At 69.6% G+C, this 19,806-nt stretch carries 22 protein-coding genes; 9 read left to right on the top strand and 13 right to left on the bottom strand.

Annotated features, from left to right (window positions below):
• Window positions 1–146: 146 nt before the first annotated feature.
• Window positions 147–1,043, top strand: coding sequence for a hypothetical protein (locus tag ACFOW8_RS15885; protein WP_378551394.1), 897 nt, complete (start codon window positions 147–149; stop codon window positions 1,041–1,043).
• A 10-nt stretch (window positions 1,044–1,053) separates the two neighbouring features.
• On the opposite strand, the gene ACFOW8_RS15880 is transcribed toward ACFOW8_RS15885, so the two are convergent.
• Window positions 1,054–1,719 (bottom strand): response regulator, encoded by a 666-nt coding sequence (locus ACFOW8_RS15880; protein ID WP_378551393.1) that lies wholly within the window; start codon window positions 1,717–1,719, stop codon window positions 1,054–1,056.
• Between the two features lie 78 nt (window positions 1,720–1,797).
• Window positions 1,798–2,961, bottom strand: a complete 1,164-nt coding sequence (locus ACFOW8_RS15875; protein ID WP_378551392.1) for a sensor histidine kinase — start codon at window positions 2,959–2,961, stop codon at window positions 1,798–1,800.
• A gap of 166 nt (window positions 2,962–3,127) precedes the next feature.
• Here ACFOW8_RS15875 and ACFOW8_RS15870 point away from each other — a divergent pair, with 166 nt between their 5' ends.
• Window positions 3,128–3,868, top strand: coding sequence for a hypothetical protein (locus tag ACFOW8_RS15870; RefSeq protein ID WP_378551391.1), 741 nt, complete (start codon window positions 3,128–3,130; stop codon window positions 3,866–3,868).
• Window positions 3,869–3,908: 40 nt separating this feature from the next.
• Window positions 3,909–4,343 carry an SRPBCC family protein gene (locus ACFOW8_RS15865; RefSeq protein WP_378551390.1) on the top strand — a complete coding sequence of 145 codons (435 nt, stop codon included), beginning with the start codon at window positions 3,909–3,911 and terminating at the stop codon, window positions 4,341–4,343.
• Between the two features lie 57 nt (window positions 4,344–4,400).
• Here ACFOW8_RS15865 and gatA read toward each other — a convergent pair whose 3' ends face one another.
• Both gatA and gatC read right to left on the bottom strand, forming a co-directional pair.
• Window positions 4,401–5,888 carry an Asp-tRNA(Asn)/Glu-tRNA(Gln) amidotransferase subunit GatA gene (gene gatA / locus ACFOW8_RS15860; RefSeq protein WP_378551389.1) on the bottom strand — a complete coding sequence of 496 codons (1,488 nt, stop codon included), beginning with the start codon at window positions 5,886–5,888 and terminating at the stop codon, window positions 4,401–4,403.
• Complete coding sequence (gatC, locus tag ACFOW8_RS15855) at window positions 5,885–6,181, bottom strand: Asp-tRNA(Asn)/Glu-tRNA(Gln) amidotransferase subunit GatC (protein WP_378551388.1); 297 nt, start codon at window positions 6,179–6,181, stop codon at window positions 5,885–5,887. Before gatC ends, gatA begins: the two co-directional genes overlap by 4 nt.
• Window positions 6,182–6,481: 300 nt before the next feature.
• On the opposite strand from gatC, the gene ACFOW8_RS15850 reads away from it, so the two are divergent.
• Window positions 6,482–7,132, top strand: coding sequence for an amino acid-binding protein (locus ACFOW8_RS15850; protein ID WP_378551387.1), 651 nt, complete (start codon window positions 6,482–6,484; stop codon window positions 7,130–7,132).
• On the opposite strand, the gene ACFOW8_RS15845 is transcribed toward ACFOW8_RS15850, so the two are convergent.
• From ACFOW8_RS15845 to ACFOW8_RS15835, 3 genes are read right to left on the bottom strand one after another with little or no spacing between them, the layout of a single operon-like run.
• Window positions 7,125–7,643, bottom strand: a complete 519-nt coding sequence (locus tag ACFOW8_RS15845; protein ID WP_378551386.1) for a GNAT family N-acetyltransferase — start codon at window positions 7,641–7,643, stop codon at window positions 7,125–7,127. The two genes, ACFOW8_RS15850 and ACFOW8_RS15845, sit on opposite strands and share 8 nt — an antisense overlap.
• A gap of 59 nt (window positions 7,644–7,702) precedes the next feature.
• Window positions 7,703–8,050, bottom strand: coding sequence for a hypothetical protein (locus ACFOW8_RS15840; RefSeq protein WP_378551385.1), 348 nt, complete (start codon window positions 8,048–8,050; stop codon window positions 7,703–7,705).
• A 52-nt stretch (window positions 8,051–8,102) separates the two neighbouring features.
• The gene (locus ACFOW8_RS15835; protein ID WP_378551384.1) at window positions 8,103–9,284 is read right to left on the bottom strand and encodes an AAA family ATPase; all 1,182 of its coding nucleotides are present in this window, start codon (window positions 9,282–9,284) and stop codon (window positions 8,103–8,105) included.
• A 239-nt stretch (window positions 9,285–9,523) separates the two neighbouring features.
• Here ACFOW8_RS15835 and ACFOW8_RS15830 point away from each other — a divergent pair, with 239 nt between their 5' ends.
• A complete protein-coding gene (locus ACFOW8_RS15830) occupies window positions 9,524–9,877 on the top strand; it encodes a hypothetical protein (RefSeq protein WP_378551383.1) in 354 nt (117 codons plus the stop codon).
• An 8-nt stretch (window positions 9,878–9,885) separates the two neighbouring features.
• Here the strand turns inward: ACFOW8_RS15830 and ligA are convergent, their stop codons facing one another.
• The 6 genes from ligA to ACFOW8_RS15800 form a co-directional block, all read right to left on the bottom strand.
• Window positions 9,886–12,003, bottom strand: coding sequence for an NAD-dependent DNA ligase LigA (gene ligA / locus ACFOW8_RS15825; protein ID WP_378551382.1), 2,118 nt, complete (start codon window positions 12,001–12,003; stop codon window positions 9,886–9,888).
• Between the two features lie 113 nt (window positions 12,004–12,116).
• The gene (locus ACFOW8_RS15820) at window positions 12,117–13,148 is read right to left on the bottom strand and encodes a methionine synthase (protein ID WP_378552028.1); all 1,032 of its coding nucleotides are present in this window, start codon (window positions 13,146–13,148) and stop codon (window positions 12,117–12,119) included.
• A gap of 83 nt (window positions 13,149–13,231) precedes the next feature.
• On the bottom strand, window positions 13,232–13,489 hold the full coding sequence (locus ACFOW8_RS15815) for a hypothetical protein (protein ID WP_378551381.1): 258 nt from the start codon (window positions 13,487–13,489) through the stop codon (window positions 13,232–13,234).
• A gap of 20 nt (window positions 13,490–13,509) precedes the next feature.
• Window positions 13,510–14,604, bottom strand: coding sequence for a tRNA 2-thiouridine(34) synthase MnmA (gene mnmA / locus ACFOW8_RS15810; protein WP_378551380.1), 1,095 nt, complete (start codon window positions 14,602–14,604; stop codon window positions 13,510–13,512).
• Window positions 14,604–15,830 (bottom strand): cysteine desulfurase family protein, encoded by a 1,227-nt coding sequence (locus tag ACFOW8_RS15805; RefSeq protein ID WP_378551379.1) that lies wholly within the window; start codon window positions 15,828–15,830, stop codon window positions 14,604–14,606. Before ACFOW8_RS15805 ends, mnmA begins: the two co-directional genes overlap by 1 nt.
• 195 nt (window positions 15,831–16,025) lie before the next feature.
• Window positions 16,026–16,679 (bottom strand): hypothetical protein, encoded by a 654-nt coding sequence (locus ACFOW8_RS15800; protein ID WP_378551378.1) that lies wholly within the window; start codon window positions 16,677–16,679, stop codon window positions 16,026–16,028.
• Between the two features lie 311 nt (window positions 16,680–16,990).
• On the opposite strand from ACFOW8_RS15800, the gene ACFOW8_RS15795 reads away from it, so the two are divergent.
• The 4 genes from ACFOW8_RS15795 to ACFOW8_RS15780 are packed head-to-tail and all read left to right on the top strand — an operon-like array spanning window position 16,991 to window position 19,801.
• Window positions 16,991–17,659 (top strand): hypothetical protein, encoded by a 669-nt coding sequence (locus ACFOW8_RS15795; RefSeq protein ID WP_378551377.1) that lies wholly within the window; start codon window positions 16,991–16,993, stop codon window positions 17,657–17,659.
• Window positions 17,660–17,664: 5 nt separating this feature from the next.
• Window positions 17,665–18,084 (top strand): hypothetical protein, encoded by a 420-nt coding sequence (locus ACFOW8_RS15790; protein WP_378551376.1) that lies wholly within the window; start codon window positions 17,665–17,667, stop codon window positions 18,082–18,084.
• A gap of 9 nt (window positions 18,085–18,093) precedes the next feature.
• Window positions 18,094–18,606, top strand: a complete 513-nt coding sequence (locus ACFOW8_RS15785; RefSeq protein ID WP_378551375.1) for a hypothetical protein — start codon at window positions 18,094–18,096, stop codon at window positions 18,604–18,606.
• 1 nt (window position 18,607) lies between these two features.
• Window positions 18,608–19,801: an MAB_1171c family putative transporter gene (locus tag ACFOW8_RS15780; RefSeq protein WP_378551374.1), complete on the top strand. Its 1,194-nt coding sequence runs from the start codon at window positions 18,608–18,610 to the stop codon at window positions 19,799–19,801.
• The last annotated feature ends 5 nt before the right edge of the window (window positions 19,802–19,806 follow it).

Here is a 19,806-nt window from a genome sequence, read left to right as displayed (position 1 = left end):
GGGGTGACCACTTCCATTCGAATTCTCACCGAAAATCGGTGACACTTTTCTCCAGTCGTCCGAGATCGTCCGGACGCGCTCGACAAGAAGTGTGCACCGCCGGAGCACCGCGCCGACGCGCAGTGGGTGGTGGGGAGGATTCGGTGGTGAAGTCCATAGGGAGAGCAGCAGTAGCGCGTGGACTGCTGTGCGGTGTGGTGCTCGTGTCGGCCGCACTGGCCACCTCGTGCGCGATGGCGGACGCCCCCGCCGCGGTGCGCGCGCCGACTGTCGCGGTGAGCAGCGACGATGCCCGACGGCCCAATCTGTCCATCATGCGGCCGGATTCGCTGACCGCGGGCTTCACTCAGTTGCAGGCGCAGCTGCCCGGCAAGGTCGGGATGGCGCTGATGCCGGTCGGCGGCGAGCGGATGACGATCTACGGCGACTGGACCACCGGCATCGCCTGGTCGACGATCAAGGTGCCGCTGGCCGTTGCCGCGCTGCGCCACGATCAGGACCGGTCGATCTTCGAGATGGTGCGCGCCGCGATCACGGTGTCCGACAACGACGCCGCCGCGGACCTGTGGTACTCGCTCGGCACCGGCAGACAGGCCGCCGCGGCCGTGCAGCAGGTCCTCGACGAAGCCGATGCCGCGGCCGTCGGCGAGTACGGCCCGCATACCGAGCTCGATCACACCTCCTTCGGCAGCACCGAGTGGTCGCTGGCCAATCAGGTGCGGTTCGCCTCCCGGCTGCCGTGTCTGGCCGGGACCGAACTCGTCACCGAGCTCATGGGCGAGATCACGCCCGAGCAGAGCTGGGGCCTCGGCCTGCTCGACGGCACCGAGTTCAAGGGCGGCTGGGGCCCCGACGACGACACCGGCGTGTACACGGTGCGCCAGTTCGGGCTGGTGCCCGTCGGCAGCGGACTGCTCGCGGTAGCCCTTGCCGCGCAGGCGGATTCGGGCTCCTTCACCGACACCACCGCGCTGCTCGACCGGATGGCGATGCTGCTCGCCCGGCATCTGCCCGAGCTGCGCGGCGGCGTCTGCCCCCGCTGAGCGCCCCGGCTCAGCCGGGAACGACCAGGCCGGATTCATACGCGAGCACGACGGCTTGGGCCCGGTCGCGCAGACCGAGCTTCGAGAAGACTTTGGAGACATGGGTTTTCACGGTCTGCTCGGCGACGAACAGGGCGGCGGCGATCTCGGTGTTCGACAGCCCCTTGGCCACGAGCTCGAGCACTTCCCGCTCGCGGGGGGTGAGGGTGTTCAGCGCGGGCGCCGCGGGGGTGCGGGCGACGCTGCGCCTGCGGGTGACATCGGCGATCAGCCTGCGGGTGATGGTCGGCGCGAGCAGCGCCTCACCGTCGGCGACCACCCGCACCGCCCGGACCAGCTCCTCGGCGGGCGCGTCCTTGAGCAGGAAGCCACTCGCGCCGAGGCTCAGCGCCTCGTACACGTAGTCGTCGATGTCGAAGGTGGTGAGCATGAGCACCCGCACCGGCGGATCGAACCCGGCCGCCAGGATCGCGCGGGCGGCTTCCAGGCCGTTCATCTGCGGCATGCGCACGTCCATGAGCACCACGTCCGGGCGCAGCCGCTTGGCCTCGGTGACCGCGATCCGGCCGTCGGCCGCGTCGCCGACGACGCTGATGTCGGGCTGCGCGGCGAGCAACGCGCCGAAACCCTGCCGCACCATCGCCTGGTCGTCGGCGATCAAAACGGTAATAGCCACCCAACCACCCTAATGTGCGCAGACGCGAAGCGTTCGCCGGTGTTTCGCGCACGGCCGCAGCCATCGCGCCAGGCACGCCTAGCGAGTGGGCAGTTTCGCCGAGACCTCGAAGCCACCGTCACCGGTCGGGCCTGCGGTGAGCGTGCCGCCGACCGCGGCGACCCTGGTCCGCATGCCGTCGATGCCGTGTCCACCGCCGACTCCTGGGCGCGGCACGGTGGCCGACGGCGCGTTGCGCACGGTCACCGTGACCGCGTCCGGCCCGACCGCCACCGCGACGAGCACCGGCGCGCCCGGCGCGTGCCTGGCCGCGTTGGCCATCGATTCCTGTACCACCCGGTAGACGGTGAGCCCGGTGGTCTCCTGGACCGACTCCAGCGCCCCGGTCACGGTGCACTCGACCGGCAGCCCGGCGCGCTGAGCCGAGGCGCACAGCTCCGGCACGTCGGTGGCGCGCGGTTGGGGCGCGTGCTCTGGCAGTTGTCCGTCGCTGCGCAGCACGCCGAGCATCCCGCGGATCTCGTTGAGCGCGGTACGGGCGGTGGCGCCGATGGATTCGAATTCGGTGCGCGCCGCGGGATCGAGATCGGCGATCCGGTACGGCGCCGTCTGGGCCTGCACCACCACCATCGACATGTGGTGGGCGACGACGTCGTGCAAGTCACGGGCGATGCGGGCCTTCTCCTCGAGGATCGCCCTGCGGGCACGTTCGAGTTCGGTCGCTTCCTCCTGGTGTTCGAGTTTGCGCCGGGAGGCCAGCACCGTGCGCAGCAGATAGCCGACCAGCGCCAGCGCGCCGAACCCCATCGGCCAGCCCCACAGCGGCCCATCGGCCGAGCCGGGCATGGTGGTGGCGAACAGCATCGACTGCGCCGCCCAAGCGACCACGACGATCGGCATCGATGCCCGCAGCGCGACCGCGAACAGCAGCACGAACAGCACGATGACGTGCACCACCTGGAACGGCAAGTCGTTGCCCGGCGTCGAGGACAGCCCCACCGAGACCAGCAGCGCCGATCCCGCCGACAGCGCCCAGCCCAGCGCCGGATTGATCCGCACGAACAGGATCGGGAACACCGCGAGCGCCGCGAGCAGCGGGGCCGCCGCGGCGGGGACCTCGTGGGTGACGAACAGCGTCGGCCAGGCGATGCTGTAGAGGATCAGCGCCACCGCGACCGTGGAGATATCGAACCAGGTGCGCGCGGCGATTCGGCGCGCGGCGGGGCGCAGCTGTGTGGACATGGTTCGAGCCTACGAACCGCCCGGTCGCCGGACCTCATACCCACGTGCCACATCCCACCCCCTACCCTGGTGTGACCCGAGCGCCGGGGCCCCCGCCCGCGCGCCGCGGCGAACCGCTCCGCAGCGGGATGCCCGCCGCACCACCCGCTCCATACCGTCGGAGGCCATGAACACCCCGCTTCGCCAGGTACCCGCCACTCGTCCGGCCCGTACCGCAGTCTCCGCCGCCGATCCGGTCCCCCGTCGCCGCAGTGGTGTCGCGCTGTGCACGGCCGGGCTCGCCATGGCCGCCGCGGTCGTCATGTCGGCGCCCGGCGCGATGGGCACCGCCCCCGACGGCGTCGAGAACGCGGTCGCGGCCGACGTGGTCCGCGCGCTCTCCGACGACGCCCCGGACAGCACCGCGCTCGTTCCGTGGGATTTCGGCTACAAGTTCGGCTATGACCCGGCGCCACGGGACGGGCTGCTGGTGAATCCGAACGGCAGCTGCTCGTCACCGGTGACCCTGCCCGCCGAGTTCGCCTCGGCCTGCCAGGCACACGACCTCGGCTACGACATGCTGCGCTACGCCGAACGGGTCGACGAACCGCTGGGGCCGTGGGCCAGGCGCGCGGTGGACGCGGCGCTGAACCGGCGCATCCACGCCGCGTGCGAGGAACGCGAGGACGATTTCTCCCGTGCTCGCTGCGGAGTGATGGCCGATATCGCGTTCACCGCCGTCGATGTGAACTCGCGCAGGCAGGAGTACGGTGCCCCGGTGGTGGAGAACGTCTTCGCCGAGACCGATCCGGCCGACCGCCCGAACCTGTGGCCGCTGGCCCGAACGGCGCTCGGGCTGTTCGCGGCCACGGCTGCCTCGGCGGTGATCATCGATGCGCTGCGCAAACGGCGCCGCCGCCCGGTGTGATCCGCTTGCCGAAAACTAGAACATGTCCTAGTTTTCACCCATGGCTCTGACAATCGACGAGACGATCGAGATCGACGCCCCCGCCGCCAAGGTGTGGGAGGTGCTCACCGATTTCGCGCGCTACGGCGAATGGAACACCTTCTGCTACGAGGCGTCGAGCACGCTGGAGCCGGGCGCGCCCATCGACATGAAGGTCGACCTCGGCGGCAACAAGCGGCCCCAGCGCGAATGGATCCGCAGCCACACACCCGGCTCCGAGTTCAGCTACACCATGAAGCCGGTGCCGCTCGGCGCCCTGCACAGCCTGCGCTCGCACACCGTGGTCCCGCTCGGCGCCGACCGCTGCCGCTACGAATCCCGCTTCACCCTCGCGGGCTGGCTCAGCCCGGTCGTGAACCTGGCCCTTGGCAAGCACCTGCGTGCCGGCTTCACCGCGATGACGGCGGGCGTCGGCAAGCGGGCTACCGAAATCTGAGAAACGGGGTGCGCCAGGCCGTTTCGGCCCGAGCGCACCCCGCTGTTGTCTCGCCGGTCAGACCGCGGCAGCTGCGGGCAGCGCGCCGCGGGCGATCTCGTAGGCCGCGCCGACCCGATACAGACGATCATCGGCGAGGGCGGGCGCCATGATCTGCAGACCCACCGGCAGATTGTCGTCGGCGGACAGCCCCGACGGCACCGACATGCCGCAGTGCCCGGCCAGGTTGGTCGGCAGCGTGCACAGGTCCGACAGGTACATGGCCAGCGGGTCGTCGACCTTCTCGCCCAGCTTCCACGGCGTGAACGGGCTGGTCGGTGAGACGAGCACGTCGACCTTCTCGTAGGCGGCGTCGAAATCGTGCGCGATCATCGTACGGACCTTGAGCGCCTGACCGTAGTAGGCGTCGTAGTAGCCCGCCGACAGCGCGTAGGTGCCGATGATGATGCGGCGCTTGACCTCGGGGCCGAAACCGGCCTCGCGGGTCAGCGACATCACCTGGTCGGCGCTGTGGGTGCCGTCGTCACCGACGCGCAGGCCATAGCGCATGGCGTCGAAGCGCGCCAGGTTCGACGACACCTCCGACGGCATCACCAGGTAGTACGAGGACAGCGCGTACTCGAAGTTCGGGCACGACACCTCGATCACCTCGGCGCCGAGTTCCTTCAGCACCGCGACCGCGGCATCGAAGGAAGCCAGCACGCCGGACTGGTAACTGTCGGAATGCAATTCGCGGACCACGCCCACCCGCACGCCGGTCAGGTCGCCGTTGGCACCCTGGCGCGCGGCCGCGACCACCGGAGCCACCGGCACGTCACGGGAGGTGGAGTCGCGCGGGTCGTGTCCGGCGATCACCTCGTGCAGCAGCGCGGTGTCGAGCACGGTGCGCCCACACGGACCGCCCTGGTCCAGCGACGACGCGCACGCCACGAGACCGTAGCGGGACACGGTGCCGTAGGTGGGCTTCACGCCGACCGTCGCGGTCACCGCGGCGGGCTGCCGGATGGACCCACCGGTGTCGGTGCCGATGGCAAGGGGCGCCTGGAACGCGGCGAGCGCCGCGGCCGAACCGCCGCCGGAGCCACCGGGGATGCGGGTGGTGTCCCAGGGGTTGCGGGTGGGGCCGTAGGCCGAGTTCTCGGTGGAGGAGCCCATCGCGAACTCGTCCATATTGGTCTTGCCGAGGATCGGGATGCCCGCGGCGCGCAGCCGGGAGGTGACCGTGGCGTCGTACGGCGACATCCAGCCCTCGAGCACCTTCGAGGCGCAGGTGGTCGGCATGTCGGTGGTAGTGAAAACATCCTTGAGCGCCAACGGAACTCCCGCCAGCGGCGAGACCGGGGTCTCGCCTGCGGCCAGCGCGGCGTCGACAACGGCGGCCGCGGCCAGCGCCTCGTCCCCCGCGACGTGCAGGAAGGCGTTGAGCTCGCCGTCGACCGCGGCGATGCGATCCAGGTGCGCCTGGGTGACCTCGGTGGAGGACACCTCGCCGCCGTGGATCCGGCTCGCCAGCTCGGCCGCCGACAGCCGCGTCAACTCACTCATTCGCCCTCTCCCAGGATCTGCGGAACCATGAACCGCTGCTCTTCCACGGCCGGGGCCTGGTCCAGCGCCTGTTCGGGGGTCAGACACGGCACGACCACATCGGGCCTGGTCACATTGGTCGTCGGGTTCGGCGACGCGGTGGCGGGGACATCGGCGGCGACCTCGGAGATGGTCCGCACGTGGCTGAGGATCGAATCCAGCTGACCGGCGAACTGGTCGAGTTCGGCGTCGGTCAACGCCAGCCGGGACAGCCGGGCGAGGTGAGCCACCTCGTCGCGGGAGATTGCGGGCACCGCGGGACCCCTTTCGGCTTCGGAACAGTCGGTAATGGGTACAGCCTAGTCAGCGGGTCGGCTCACGCTTGCGCCCGCCTCGGACCCGGCAGGGGCCGACCGCTTGTCCCCCTCGGACCCGGCAGCCCGGCCGCACTGCCCTCGTACCCGCAGCCCGGCCGCACTGTCCCTCACACCGAAAGTTCGCACATGTCGCATCGTTGGGCGCATACTTCGAGTCGAGAACCCGCGTTCGAGGGTGTAAGTATGGCGTCACCGGGTATTCGTCTCGGACAACCCGGCCCTAGGAAAGGAACGCACGTGTCATTCCTGCTCCGCGTGCAACTTCCGGATCGACCGGGAAGCCTCGGTTCCCTCGCACTCGCCCTCGGCGGGGTCGGCGCGGACATCCTCTCGCTCGACGTGGTGGAACGCGGCGCCGGATTCGCCGTCGACGATCTGGTCGTCGAGGTGCCCACCGGCGCGCTACCCGACACGCTCATCACCGCCGCCGAATCCGTGCGCGATGTGAGCGTCGACTCCATCCGGCCCTACTCGGGCGTGCTCGACACCCATCGCGAGCTCGAGCTGATCGACCAGGTCGCCAGTGCCCGCGACGACCGGATGCAGGTGCTCGTCGACGGGGTGCCGCGCGTGCTGCGGGTCGGCTGGTCCACGATCATCGGGATGGGCCCCGGCGGCGCGTACCGGGTCGTCGGAAGCCAGAGCGCGCCGGAGACGCAGGCGGGTTCGGCGCCGTGGATGCCGCTGGAGAAGCCGTCCTGGCTCGACGGGGAAGCCGACTGGGTGCCGCAGATCTGGCGGGACATGGACACCAAGCTGGCGGCGGCGCCGCTGGGCAACACCGGCAAGTCACTGCTGCTCGGGCGTCCGGGCGGGCCGGATTTCCGGCCGTCGGAGGTGGCGCGGCTCGGCTACCTGGCCGGGATCGTCGCCACGGTGCTCAGCTGAGCGCGAGCCGCATCACATACAGTGGAATGCCGTCGTCGGTGGCCCAGTTGCGTTCCGGCACACCGACGAAGCCGAGTCGCTGATAGATGCGGTGGGCGTCGGTCATGCTGCCCATGGTGGTCAGCGCCACCGCCGCGTATCGGCTCGCCCGTGCCTGGTCGATCACCGCGCGCACGAGCGCCGTGCCGACCCCGAGGCCGCGGGCACGCTTGGACACCGCGAGCATGCGGAACTCGAGTTCGCCCGGCCGGGCGATCTCGGCGTACGGCGTGCCGGGCGCGGCGATGGTGAGCGAACCGGCGATGCCGCCGTCGTGCTCGGCCACCAGGACCTCCGCGTCGACGGCCCGGCGCGCCACATCACCGAGCTCGCGCACATAGGCGTCGTCCGCGTCGACGTAGCCGTCGCCCACGTATACCCCGACCGTCAGCGCGTCGACGGCGTCGTAGTCGGCCGGATCGGCGGTGCGGATCAGGAGCCCGTTCGCGGTGGTCTGGAAATTGCCCTGCATATCCGCATGATCCCATTCGCCCGTTTGTGAGGTGCACCATATGGCCCCCGCGGGAGGGTTCAGGAACCGAGATAGGAACGCAGTCCCGGATGCTGGGCGACCCACCGGTCGGGGTTGCGCGGCGGGTACACCACGACGAGCTGCTCGCCGATCGATGGCCACTGCGCGGCGTCCCAGGCGAACCGCCGGTACACCACCTGCCCCGGCACCGACGGCCCGACCAGGGTGCCGGTGATGGTCACGTAGTGCTCGCCGGTCATGGCGGGCAGCGGGCTCACACCGGTCACCGCCAGCGATCCATGCTCCAGATTCGTGATACCGCCGCGCCCGAACCGGTGCGCGAATACGGCGCCGAGCGTCACGACCAACATCGTCACCATGGCCGCCGCCATCACCACTTCGAGCATGTCACCCATGGTAGGCCCGGCGCGCGGTCGGCGGCGCGCCCGTCGGCTCGGGTCACAGTGGCGTGAGCTCGCTGATGCCCTTCTCGCGGCGCAGCTGCCAGACCGCGGTGCGGGTGCGTTGGGAGCGGCCGTTGGTGCGATCGATCAGCGCACGGTTGGCGGTGGTGTAGATCAGCTGCGCGCCACGGGCATTGGTCTCCGGGTTCTGGAACAGCTGCACCAACCGGTCGGTCTCCTCCACCGGGAGCCCGGCACCGAGGTCGTCGACGGCGAGCACCTGTCCGGTGTCGAGCGCCTCCAGCATGGCGGGCAGCACCCGCAACAAGGCACGGGTCGCGGTGGACTCGTCGGCGAGTTCGAAGGGAACGTCCACCCCGGTGTGCACCAGGCTCAGGCCGGTCCCCCGGCGCTCGACCATCCGGCTGTAGAGCGCGTCGCGGGCGGCGCGCACGGTGCTCAGTTCGCGCGCCACCAGGATCGGGTCGTCGCCGCCCTGGTCGAGCCGGGTTGCCAGCGCACCGATTTCGGCGTCGAGGTCGCGCAGGTAGTCGGCGTACATCGGGTCGTGCTCGGCGACGAGCAGGTCTTCGATGCCGAGGTCGGCGGTGCGCAGGAGCATGAGCAGGCGCGCGGCGTTGTCGGGCGAACGGGAGATGTGGCTGCCGAGATCGGCGGCGAGGGTGTCGGTGTCGATCTCCCCCTGCTGGACCCGCAGGTCGGCGGCGAACCAGCGGTACGCGGGCACCAGGGCCTCGGCGTACAGCTGGCCGGCCAGGCTCAGCAGCAGCGCGTTCGGCCGCACCAGCGGCACCAGGGCGCTCACCCCGTACCGAGCCGCCTCGAACATCGGTCCGATCTTGATCTGCTCACCGCTGCGCTCGAAGACGATCCGCTTGCGCGAGCGCGGGTGGGTGTAGAGCCATTCGGCGAGCACGTCGGCGTTGTCGAGCCGGAATCCGTAGGTGTACGGCACGCCCTCGGCGACGAACCCGGCCACGAATTCCGTTGGCTGCCCGGTGAATCCGAGATGCGGACGGCGCACCGGCCCGGCGTAGGGATCCCAGCCGTGCACCGAGTTCAGCACCGCGTCGCGCATCTGCGCGAGCGCGTCGATCAGGCTCGTCTTCCCCGCGGCGGCCACTCCGTGCACCGCCGTCACCGGCACCGCCACCGAGCTGACCGCCTTGCTCAACCGCAACTGCTGCGCCTGCGCCAGCGATCCGTGATTGGTCACCTGAAAACTACGCAGCACTCTGATCCGCCTCTCCGAGATTCCCGGTCAGCGTAGGCGACGATGCGGCACCGAGGCATGGGCGCACCGCCGCGGGCGCCACGACGGAGCACGGCCACCAGCGTGAGGCGGGTGGCCACGTCGACGACGCCCTGCCGGATCGTCGTTCGGGGACTAGCATGCAGGGCATCGCGGCCGGGTCGGTCGCGACGCGAGGTCCACGACGAGGATGGGTGCGCAGAATGACGATCCGGAAGATGGTTCGCGGTGTTGTCGTCGCGGCGGTGACCGCGGGTGCGGCCGTGCCGATCACGTTGCTCGCCGCGCCCGCCGCGACAGCCGACCCGTGCCCGAACGGCACCGCGCGGGTGTTCCTCGGCAATGCGACGAGCACCTGCCAGGGCGCCGGATCGGTGTCCTACACCGTGGCGCCGGTGTCGAAGGTGTGCTCGATGTCGAGCACCGATGTGGCCATCACGATCGAGACCAACGCGCGGAAGAACTCGACGCGGCATGTCGAGATCAGCAACGGGCAGTGCCGCAGCTTCGATATGCGCACCCAGATCGGCAACACCGTCACCGTCACCCCGAACTGACGCCGCTGCTACCCGTCGTCGTCGGTCTCCGCGGCCGGGCCGACGGCATCCGGCCCGCCGTCGAGGAGCAACCGGAAGCCGTCCTCGTCCAGAATCGGGACGCCGAGTTCCTCGGCCTTGGCGGCCTTGGAGCCGGGCGCGTCACCGATCACCACGAACGCGGTCTTCTTCGACACCGAGCCCGCCGCCTTGCCGCCGCGGACCAGGATCGCCTCCTTGGCCCCGTCGCGGGTGAAGTTCTGCAGCGATCCGGTGACGACGATCGACAGCCCCTCGAGGGTGCGTTCGATCGACTCGTCGCGTTCGTCGGCCATGCGCACGCCCGCGGCGCGCCATTTCTCGACGATGGCGCGGTGCCAGTCGACGGTGAACCATTCCACGACGGCGGCCGCGATGGTGGGACCGACGCCGTCGGTGGCGGCGAGTTCGGCCACCCCCGCGGCCTCGATGCGGTCGAGGCTGCCGAATTCGGCGGCCAGCGACCTGGCGGCGGTAGGGCCGACATGGCGGATCGACAGCGCGACGAGCACCCGCCACAACGGGCGGTCCCGCACCGCGAGCAGGTTCTCCAGCAGGCGCTTGCCGTTGGCCGACAGGTCACCGTCCTTGGTGGTGAACAGCGCGACGGTGCGCAGGCGTGTTTCGTCGAGCTCGAACAGATCGCCCTCGTCGATGATGGCGCCTGCCCGCAGCAGGGCGTCGGCACCCTTGTCGCCGAGCGCCTCGATATCGAAGGCGCCGCGACCGGCCAGGTGGAAGACGCGCTCGCGCAGCTGCGCCGGGCAGTGCCGCTGGTTGGGACAGCGGATGTCGACGTCGCCTTCCTTCTCCGGCGCGAGTTCGGTCCCGCAACTGGGGCAGTGGGTCGGCATCACGAACTCGCGTTCGGCGCCGGTGCGCGCGTCGACGACCGGACCGAGCACCTCAGGGATCACGTCACCGGCCTTGCGGATGGTGACGGTGTCGCCGATGAGCACGCCTTTGCGCTTGACCTCCGAGGCGTTGTGCAAGGTGGCCATGGCGACGGTGGAACCGGCGATGGACACCGGCGCCATCACCGCGAACGGCGTGACCCGGCCGGTGCGGCCGACATTGACCTCGATATCGAGCAGGGTGGTCGTCGCCTCTTCCGGCGGGTATTTGTAGGCGATCGCCCAGCGCGGCGCACGGGAAGTGGCGCCGAGGCGGCGTTGCAGCGCCGTCTCGTCGACCTTGATCACCTGGCCGTCGATCTCGTGTTCGATGTCGTGGCGGTGCTCGCCCCAGTAGCCGACCCGTTCGATGACGGCGTCGATGCCCTCGACCAGCCGGGTGTGTGCGGATACCGGCAGGCCCCACGCGGCGAGGGCGCGGTAGGCCTCGTGCAGCGATTCCGGCCGGTATCCCTCGATGCGGCCGAAGCCGTGGCAGATCATCCGCAGCCTGCGTTGCGCGGTGACGGCCGGGTTCTTCTGGCGTAGTGAGCCCGCCGCGGTGTTGCGCGGATTGGCATACGGCGGTTTGCCTTCGGCCACGATCTGGGCGTTGAGGCTTTCGAAGTCCGCGAGCCGGAAGTACACCTCGCCGCGCACCTCGAGCAGTTCCGGGATGGGGAATTCCGCGCTCGGGGTGAGCTCGGCCGGGATGTCGGTGATGGTGCGGGCGTTGAGGGTGACGTCCTCCCCGGTACGACCGTCGCCGCGGGTGGCGCCGCGGACCAGCTTGCCCCGCTCGTACACCAGATTCAGCGCCACACCGTCGATCTTCACTTCGCACAGGTAGTGCAACGCGGAGCCCGTCTCAGCCTCGACCCGGCTCGCCCACGCGCGCAGTTCGTCGTAGTCGAACACATTGTCCAGCGACAGCATGCGCTCGAGATGGTCGACGGCGGTGAAGTCGGTGGCGAAGCCGCCGCCGACGAGCTGGGTCGGCGAATCGGGGGTGCGCAGGTCGGGGTGGGCATCCTCGAGCGCTTCCAGCCCACGCAGCAGGGTGTCGAACTCGCCGTCGGAGATGATCGGCGCATCGCGCACGTAGTAGCGGAACTGGTGCTCGCGCACCTCGTCCGCCAGCTGCTGCCACCGCACCCGCTGCTCGGGGGTCGCGCCCGCCTGCTCGGCGCTCCCGGAAACCACGCTGTCACTCACCTGACGAAGGGTAGTCGAGCCCGCCGACACTTCCTGCGACCGTTCCCGCACGTCGCGGGCTCATTCCGGGGCGATGAGCTCGAGCCGGGGGATTGACCCGTCGCGGGCTCCTGTCACTCGACGGTGATCGACTCCGGTTCCTCGGCGATGGCTCGCGCGGCCTCGACCGCGAGCGCCAGTGCCCGGCGCGCCCAGGACAGCGGCGCACCCGCGAGACCGCAGGCCGGGGTGACCAGAACCTGCTCGGCGAGCACCCGGCGCGGGAAGCCGAGCCGGTCGATCAGGCGAACACCGGGTTCGGCGAGCGCGCGCCAGGTGGGCGGGGTCGCCGGTGCGGTGGTCGGGGTCAGTCCCAGCGCGACCTTCGTGCCGCGGTCGACGATCTCGCCGAGCGCGTCGAAGTCGGCGGCGGTGACGGTCGACGCGTCGAACGCGATCCCCGCCGCGGCCGTGCGGCCGAGGGTGGCCAGCGCGGGGCGCGCGGCACAGGTGTGGACCAGGACCGGACCGGACTGGGCGGTGATCACCGTATCGAGGATGTGCAGTGCCTCCGGCTCCGGCAGCGCGGCGATGGTGTTCAGGATGCTCGGACCGCGCAGCGAACCGTCGAGTACCGCGCGCAGCAGTGGTTCGTCGAGCTGAACGACGACCTCGGCACCGAGCCGTCGGCGAACCTCGTCGGCGTGCCGGGCCAACCCTTCGGCGAGTGATTCCGAAAGATCGCGCACCGCACCGGAATCGGTGAGAAGGCGATGCCCGCCGGGCAGCTCGACCTCGGCGGCCAGGGTCAGCGGCCCCGCCGCCTGAACCTTGACCACCCGACCGGTACCAGCCAGACCCGCTGTCTCCCAAGCTTCTTCGATCGCGTCGAGGTCGGTCCGCAGCAGATCCCTTGCCCGCCGCGACACCGCGCCCGGCCGCGCCGCCAACCGGTATCCACGTGTCGTTGAATCGAATCGAAGGTCGACGAGCAGCGCCGACACCCGCCCGATCATGTCCGCCCCGACACCACGCTCGGGCAGTTCGACCAGATGCGGGAGATCGGGCAGCTCGCCGATGATCGTCGCGGCGGCCTCGCGCGGGTCGGTCCCCGGCCAGGAACCGATGCCCGTGGCGACGCCGCCGACGAGCAGCTCGCCCCGCACGACCGTCTTCCCCTGATCGGGAGACGGACCCCGCACCGGCACCACCAGTTCCGGCGAAGCATCACCCGCATTCGGCCACCGCGTCATCGGCTCGGTTCCTCTCCACTCGTCGAACCGGCTTCGATCCGGTACTGCTCGACGACATCGTCGTAGGTGGCGCGCTCGGCGTCATCGAGGTCGTCGCCCGCGCAGACACTCAGTGCCCACGGAATCGGGCACGGCGGCGCGTGCTCCGGGTCGGGGCACAGCAACGTCTCGATCGCCGCGGTCACCCGTCGCAGGTCGGCCTCGGTCGCCACGATGCCGAGCCGGACCTCCCACAGCTCGGGCCGACCGGTCACGCCGTCTCCCTCCGGCCGGTTCAGGCGTTGGCCGCGGCGCGGTCGGTGCCGCTGATGGTGCCGCTGCCGATCACGGTGTCGCCTGCCTCGGGATCGGGCAGGTACAGCACGATCGCCTGGCCCTTGGCGACACCGGTGAGCGGTTCGCGCAGCCGGGCGAGGAGACCGTCACCGACCGGTTCGACCACCGCGGGTGCGGTGCCGCCGTGGGCGCGGACCTGCACCACGCAGTCGACCGGGCCGTCCGGGCGCACGCCCGAGGTCCAGATGGCACGATCAGCGGTGACGACGTCGACCTGCAGGTCCTCGACCGAGCCCACCTTGACCGTGCCCGAATCGGGATCGATCCCGGTGACATAGCGTGGTTTGCCATCAGCGGCGGTGTGGGTCAGACCGAGGCCCTTGCGCTGGCCGACGGTGAATCCGTGCACACCCTCGTGCTGCCCGAGCACAGTGCCGTCGGAGTCGACGAGCGCGCCGGGGCGGATGCCGATCTCGGCGCCGAGGAAGGCACGGGTGTCCCCGGAGGGGATGAAGCAGATGTCGTGGCTGTCGGGCTTGTTCGCCACGGCGAGACCACGCTCGGCGGCCTCCTCGCGGATCCGCGGCTTCGGGGTGTCACCCACCGGGAACATCGCCCGCGCGAGCTGCTCGGCGGTGAGAACCGCGAGCACATAGGACTGGTCCTTGTCGGCGTCGACCGCGCGGCGCAACACACCGTCTTCGAGCCGGGCGTAGTGGCCGGTGACCACGGCGTCGAAGCCGAGCGCGGCGGCTCGATCGGCCAGCGCGGAGAACTTGATCTTCTCGTTGCAGCGCAGGCACGGGTTCGGCGTCTCGCCCGCCGCGTAGGCGGCGACGAAGTCGTCGATCACGTCTTCCTTGAAGCGGTCGGCGAAATCCCACACGTAGAACGGGATGCCGAGCACGTCGGCGGCGCGGCGGGCGTCCCCGGCGTCTTCCTTGGAGCAGCAGCCGCGCGACCCGGTGCGCAACGTACCCGGGTTCGCCGACAGCGCCAGGTGCACCCCGACCACGTCGTGACCCGCGTCGACGGCCCGCGCCGCGGCCACCGCCGAATCGACGCCACCGCTCATCGCGGCGAGTACTCGCATCAGGCACCTCCTCTAGCGCCGGCCAGGCCCGCGGCCCTGGCCCGTTCGATGACCTGCGGCAACACGGTCAGCAATGTTTCGATATCGGTCTCGGTCGAGGTGTGACCGAGGGAGAACCGCAGCGAGCTGCGGGCCAGCCACGGCTCCACACCCATCGCGATCAGTACATGACTCGGTGCGGCGACGCCCGCGTTGCAGGCCGAGCCGGTGGAGCATTCGACGCCGGCGGCGTCGAGCAGCATGAGCAGCGAGTCACCCTCGCAGCCGGGGAAGGTGAAATGGGCGTTGCCGGGCAGGCGGCGGGAGTCGGCGGGGCCGTTGAGCACCGCGTCGGGCACCACCTCCCGCACCCCCGCGATCAGCCGGTCACGCAGCACGCGCAGCTGTTCGGCCCGCGCGGCCAGGTCGGCGGTCACCGCGCGCAGCGCCGCGGCCATGCCGACCGCCGCGGCCACATCCGAGGTACCCGAGCGCAGGTCGCGCTCGTGCCCGCCGCCGTGCACCAGCGGCACACACGGCACCTGCCTGCCGAGCAGCAACACCCCGACACCGTGCGGCCCGCCGGTCTTGTGCCCGGCGACGCTGAGTGCGGCCAGGCCACTCGCGGCGAAGTCCAGTGGCAGCTGCCCCGCCGCCTGGATCGCGTCACTGTGCATGGGAATCCCGAATTCCGCTGCCACGGCGGACAATTCGGTGATCGGCTGGACGGTGCCGACCTCGTTGTTGGCCCACATCACGCTGACCAGCGCGACCTCGTCGGCATGCGCGGCCAGCTCGGCGCGCAGCGCGTCCGGCGACACGATCCCCGCGGCGTCGACGGGCAGCCAGCTCACCTGCGCGCCCTCGTGCTTCTCCAGCCATTCCACCGCGTCGAGCACGGCGTGGTGCTCGATCGCGCTGGTGACGATCCTGGTACGACGCGGATCATCGGCCCTGCGCCCCCAGAAGATGCCCTTGAGGGCCAGATTGTCGCTCTCGGTGCCCCCGGACGTGAAGATCACCTCCGACGGCCGCGCCCCCAGATCGGCCGCGATCGACTCCCGCGCCTCCTCCAGCGCCCGCCGCGCCGCCCGCCCCGACCCGTGCAGCGACGAGGCATTACCCACCGTCATCAGCGCAGCCGTCATCGCCTCGACCGCGGCGGGCACCATCGGAGTGGTGGCCGCGTGGTCGAGGTAGACCGTCCTGGGCGCACCGTTGACCGGGCCCGTATAAGCCGACTTCATGACCGGATAAGCCTATCCCACCGCTGACCTGCACATCTTCGGGGTCCACCGCCGCCTGCACACGATCGAACCCAGGAGGGTCAACACGTGGATCATCTCTCCGTATTCCTGGTTCCCGAGCGGAACATCCCCCACGTTCCGCGCTCACCGTCCCGTCTGGACGACCGGGCCGGACACTAGCGCGCTACGCCGAGTTCAGGCCACATGCTCCGCGGGACGACGCCGGTTCCCTTCGGGGGTGAAGACGAAGGAATCGGCCAGCGAACCGGTGCCGCAGCGGATCGCGAGCAGCATCGGGTCGGCGTACTTCGGCGGCCAACGTGGTTGTGTGTCGGTGTCGACACCGTTCCACAGATGGAAGATCACCATCGGGTCCGACGAGTCAGCGGTCGCGTACGCAAGCGTCTTCTCGTATAGCGGGTTCGTCCCACCGAACAGCACGCTGGGTCGACCGAAGGCGTCGACGATATCGCTCCAGGTGCGGTCTCTCTCGGCGAAGGGTTCGATCGAAGTGCGCACCTCGGCGTACTCGTCCTGCGTCAACGTCCGATCCAGTCTGAGCCAGCCGCGGTTCCGGGCGGCTTCGGCATACATTGACGGCAATGCCGACTTCAGGTCGTGCGGTAGCAAGCGCCTGAGGGCTCCTTGGGCACCCGTGGGAGTGAAGGCGTTTCGATCGCGCCACGACTGATAGATATCCGCTATCCCCTGGCCGTCGTCCTCGAGATAGAAGAGGTGGTCGAAGAGTGTCCACAAAGCAGGCTCCCCGCCGTACATGCCCAATCGGCGCACCATGCTGTTGACCTGGCCGATCAAGTACGCGTGCATCTCGAGGGCAGAGCGCACCATACGATCGTTCCCCCTTCTTGCGGACCGCGACGCCCGCGCAGTGCGATGACGTGATCTCCGTGATCATGTCGTGTGCATCGATCGTAGGGGTCGCGAAGGACAACCAACTCCGAGACGCTCTCGACAGTCCGGATCGTGGACACCCCCCTTCGGTGTCCACGATCCGCCTAGCCGGCCGCGGGCGACACGGCCGAGCCTAGCCAACCGCAGCGGCCATGGGCAATAATTTTTGGTTAAAAATGACCGTAAACTCTTCATCCAACGGGAGCCGATGGGTGGGATTGGCAAGAAACCGGTCAATTATCGCTACGATGTGGCCCATGCCAGGAGGACATGCCGAGATCCTCGCGGGGTTCGTCAGGGAACGCCGCGAGCGACAGCTCAACATGTCCTTCGCCGCTGTCGCGGCAGCAGGTGGGCCGTCGAAGCCGACGATGGTCAAGATCGAGGCGGGCAAGATCAGCAACCCCAAGACGACGACCTTCGACCGCCTCGACAGATCGCTGCGGTGGGCATCCGGCTCGGCAGCGGCCGCCTACTGGCAGGCAGCCGAGCCGGTCCGGCTGGAGGACGAGCGGCGAGGCAGCGAGCCGCTGCGACTGACCGGCGGCGCCATCGAGGTTCCGCTGGAGCGGATCTCGGGACTGATGGAGATCCAAGCCGATCTCCACGCCGCACTCGACGGCGGCTCCGAACCCGCCGTTCTGCGCGAGGTCGCTGCGCGTCTCGATAACGAGGTCAACCTGATTGTCGGGCAATGGATCTCGGATATCATGGCGCGTAACCGATCTCAGGGTGCCATCCATACTGGGTTGGAAGTCGTTCTCGGGGAATCGTTGTCGGCTCCCGTTGCGAGCGACGACCCGAACGTCGAGGATCGTTTGTACCGGCGTTACCTCGCCGGTGGTAGATTCGCCGACGGTCTCTCGGCGGACTTGCGGCAGATGTTCGAGCGTCGGGCCGAGCAGCACAGGAGGTGAGAGGCATGCCGGGTGACAGCGCATCGCTACCTCCCTTGAGCGCAAGGGTCGACCAGCTGTTCAGGACCTTCCATTCGGGATCGGAACCCGAACAATCGGTGGAGTTCGTCGCGCGGTCTGTCAGCGACCTCATCCGTAGAGACGTCGAGGACGTCGAGCTCATCCGCCTGCGGGCGGGCGACCACGACGACGGCACCGCCGACCCGGACCTCCTTTCCGGTGTCGCGCAGCATTTCTCGGTGCCGGGCATCTATTTGGGCAATACCGAGCCGCAGGTCGTGGCCGGTATCGATCAGGACCTGCGATTGCTGGCCGCGGCGCGTGATGCGGGGGTCAAGCACCTCGCGCTCAGGGGCGCCGGCGTCGATTCCGGGCAGCTCACCGCAGTGCTGGCGCGGCTGGCCGAGCTCGACGAGAAGCGGTAGGCGGCCCGAGTGACGATCGACCAGCAGATGTTCGAGGAATTGACGCGCGCGGCACCGATCCCCTACCCCTGGGATCCGGTCGAGTACGTCAATCGCGTCGCCGAGCACCGCGGGCGCCCGATCGTGTTGTGCCCGATCGACCCACAGGCGCTGGCCGGTACCGGATGTGGAACCGGGAGCGGGTTGTGGATCGCCCGCGAACACGACGACGTCGTCATGTACGGCGGCGCGACCGAGTCGCATGCCTACCACATCATCGCCCACGAGATCGGGCACATGCTGCTCGGGCACGACCAGGCCGCAACCGGCTCGATCGAGGCGACCGACGCGCTGCCGTTGCACGACTTGATGCCTTCCCTGTCGACGGAAAGCATCCGCAGCGTGCTCCGACGACAGGACTACAGCACCGACCGCGAGCGCGATGCCGAGACCTTCGCCGACCTCCTGATGGTCCACGCCATGCTCCCCCAACGAACACCGAGCCGAATCCGTTCGACGTTCTTCCGGTCTCGGCATCGGTGAGATGACCTCCCACCTTCCGACTGCGCTGAGTGTGCCGATCATCGTCGGCATCATCGTCACCCTCACCGGGCGCACTCTGCTGCTGAACGAGACCACGGTGGACCGGCTGATCAACCGCGCGATCGCCGCCGCGCTGGTCGGCATGCTGTTGCGCGAGTCATGGTTCCAGCACGGCCTGGCCTGGATCCTGCCCGGCGACGACGACAATGTCGTGAACCTGGCCCGCCAGGTGTCGCACGGCCCGGTCTTGCTGATCGTGTCCAGCCTCTACGGGATAGCCGAGCTGTGGGGAGGCGCTGACACCGCGACAGCCTGGCGACGGCAACGCCGCTACGACCTGTTCGTTGTCGCCTGCACCGTAATCCTCTTGATCGCCGGGACACCCGCGCGGCGGGCGAACCTGCTCATCGATCAGTTCCTCGGCTGGCCCGCGGTGGTCTTCCTGATCGTGTACTGCCTCCCCATCGCGGCCGCCATGACGTTGCTCATGCGGATCTGTATCCGGGAGATGCGTCAGCGCGACGCGACCCGCCACGAACGCGCGGTCTTCGCCGTCATCGTGCTCACCGGCGTCGGACTTTGTGCCGACATGACCTTCAGCGTTGTCGAAGCGGTCACCTGTGTCCTGACCGAACAGCCGATCTCTGATCCCGAGATGCGGAGAGACGCAGTGACGTTCGTCGCCGCGACGGTCCTGCTCGTCGGCATCACAGTCATCCCCTTGGCCGGTGCTCTTCTCGTCAGGCTCGGCTGGGACCGCGTCAGCCGGTACCGGCGGCGCCTCCACCCGCTGTGGGCCGATCTGACTGCCGCGGTGCCCCAGGTTGTGCTCGATCTGCCAAGCGGTCGCGGCGGCGAGATCGACCCGGCGGTCCTGCTACACCGCATGACCATGGAGATCCGCGACAGCCTGCTCGACCTCGAGCGCTACACCGGTGCAGGCGAGGAACTTCGGCCTGCCGGCGGCGGCGCGGTGGACAACGCGCGGCGGATCGCGGCGGCGATCGCCGCCAAAGCAGGTGGCCGCACGCCGCGGATCAACCGCACGTCCCCCCGCACCGAAATCCGCCTGGGAGCACACGATCTCACCGCGGAGCTGATGGAACTGCTAGCGCTGGCCGACGAATGGCCACGCGCCCGCAGCCTGCTCACCACCCACGACCACAGCCGTCTCGACCGGTCTGTGGCCAGATAGGAGCT

It is taken from the genome of Nocardia rhizosphaerae, from assembly GCF_042650365.1.
GTDB classification, from domain to species: Bacteria; Actinomycetota; Actinomycetes; order Mycobacteriales; family Mycobacteriaceae; genus Nocardia; species Nocardia rhizosphaerae.
Note: the sequence above shows the minus strand (reverse complement) of the source record. Positions and strands in the feature narration are given on the sequence as shown.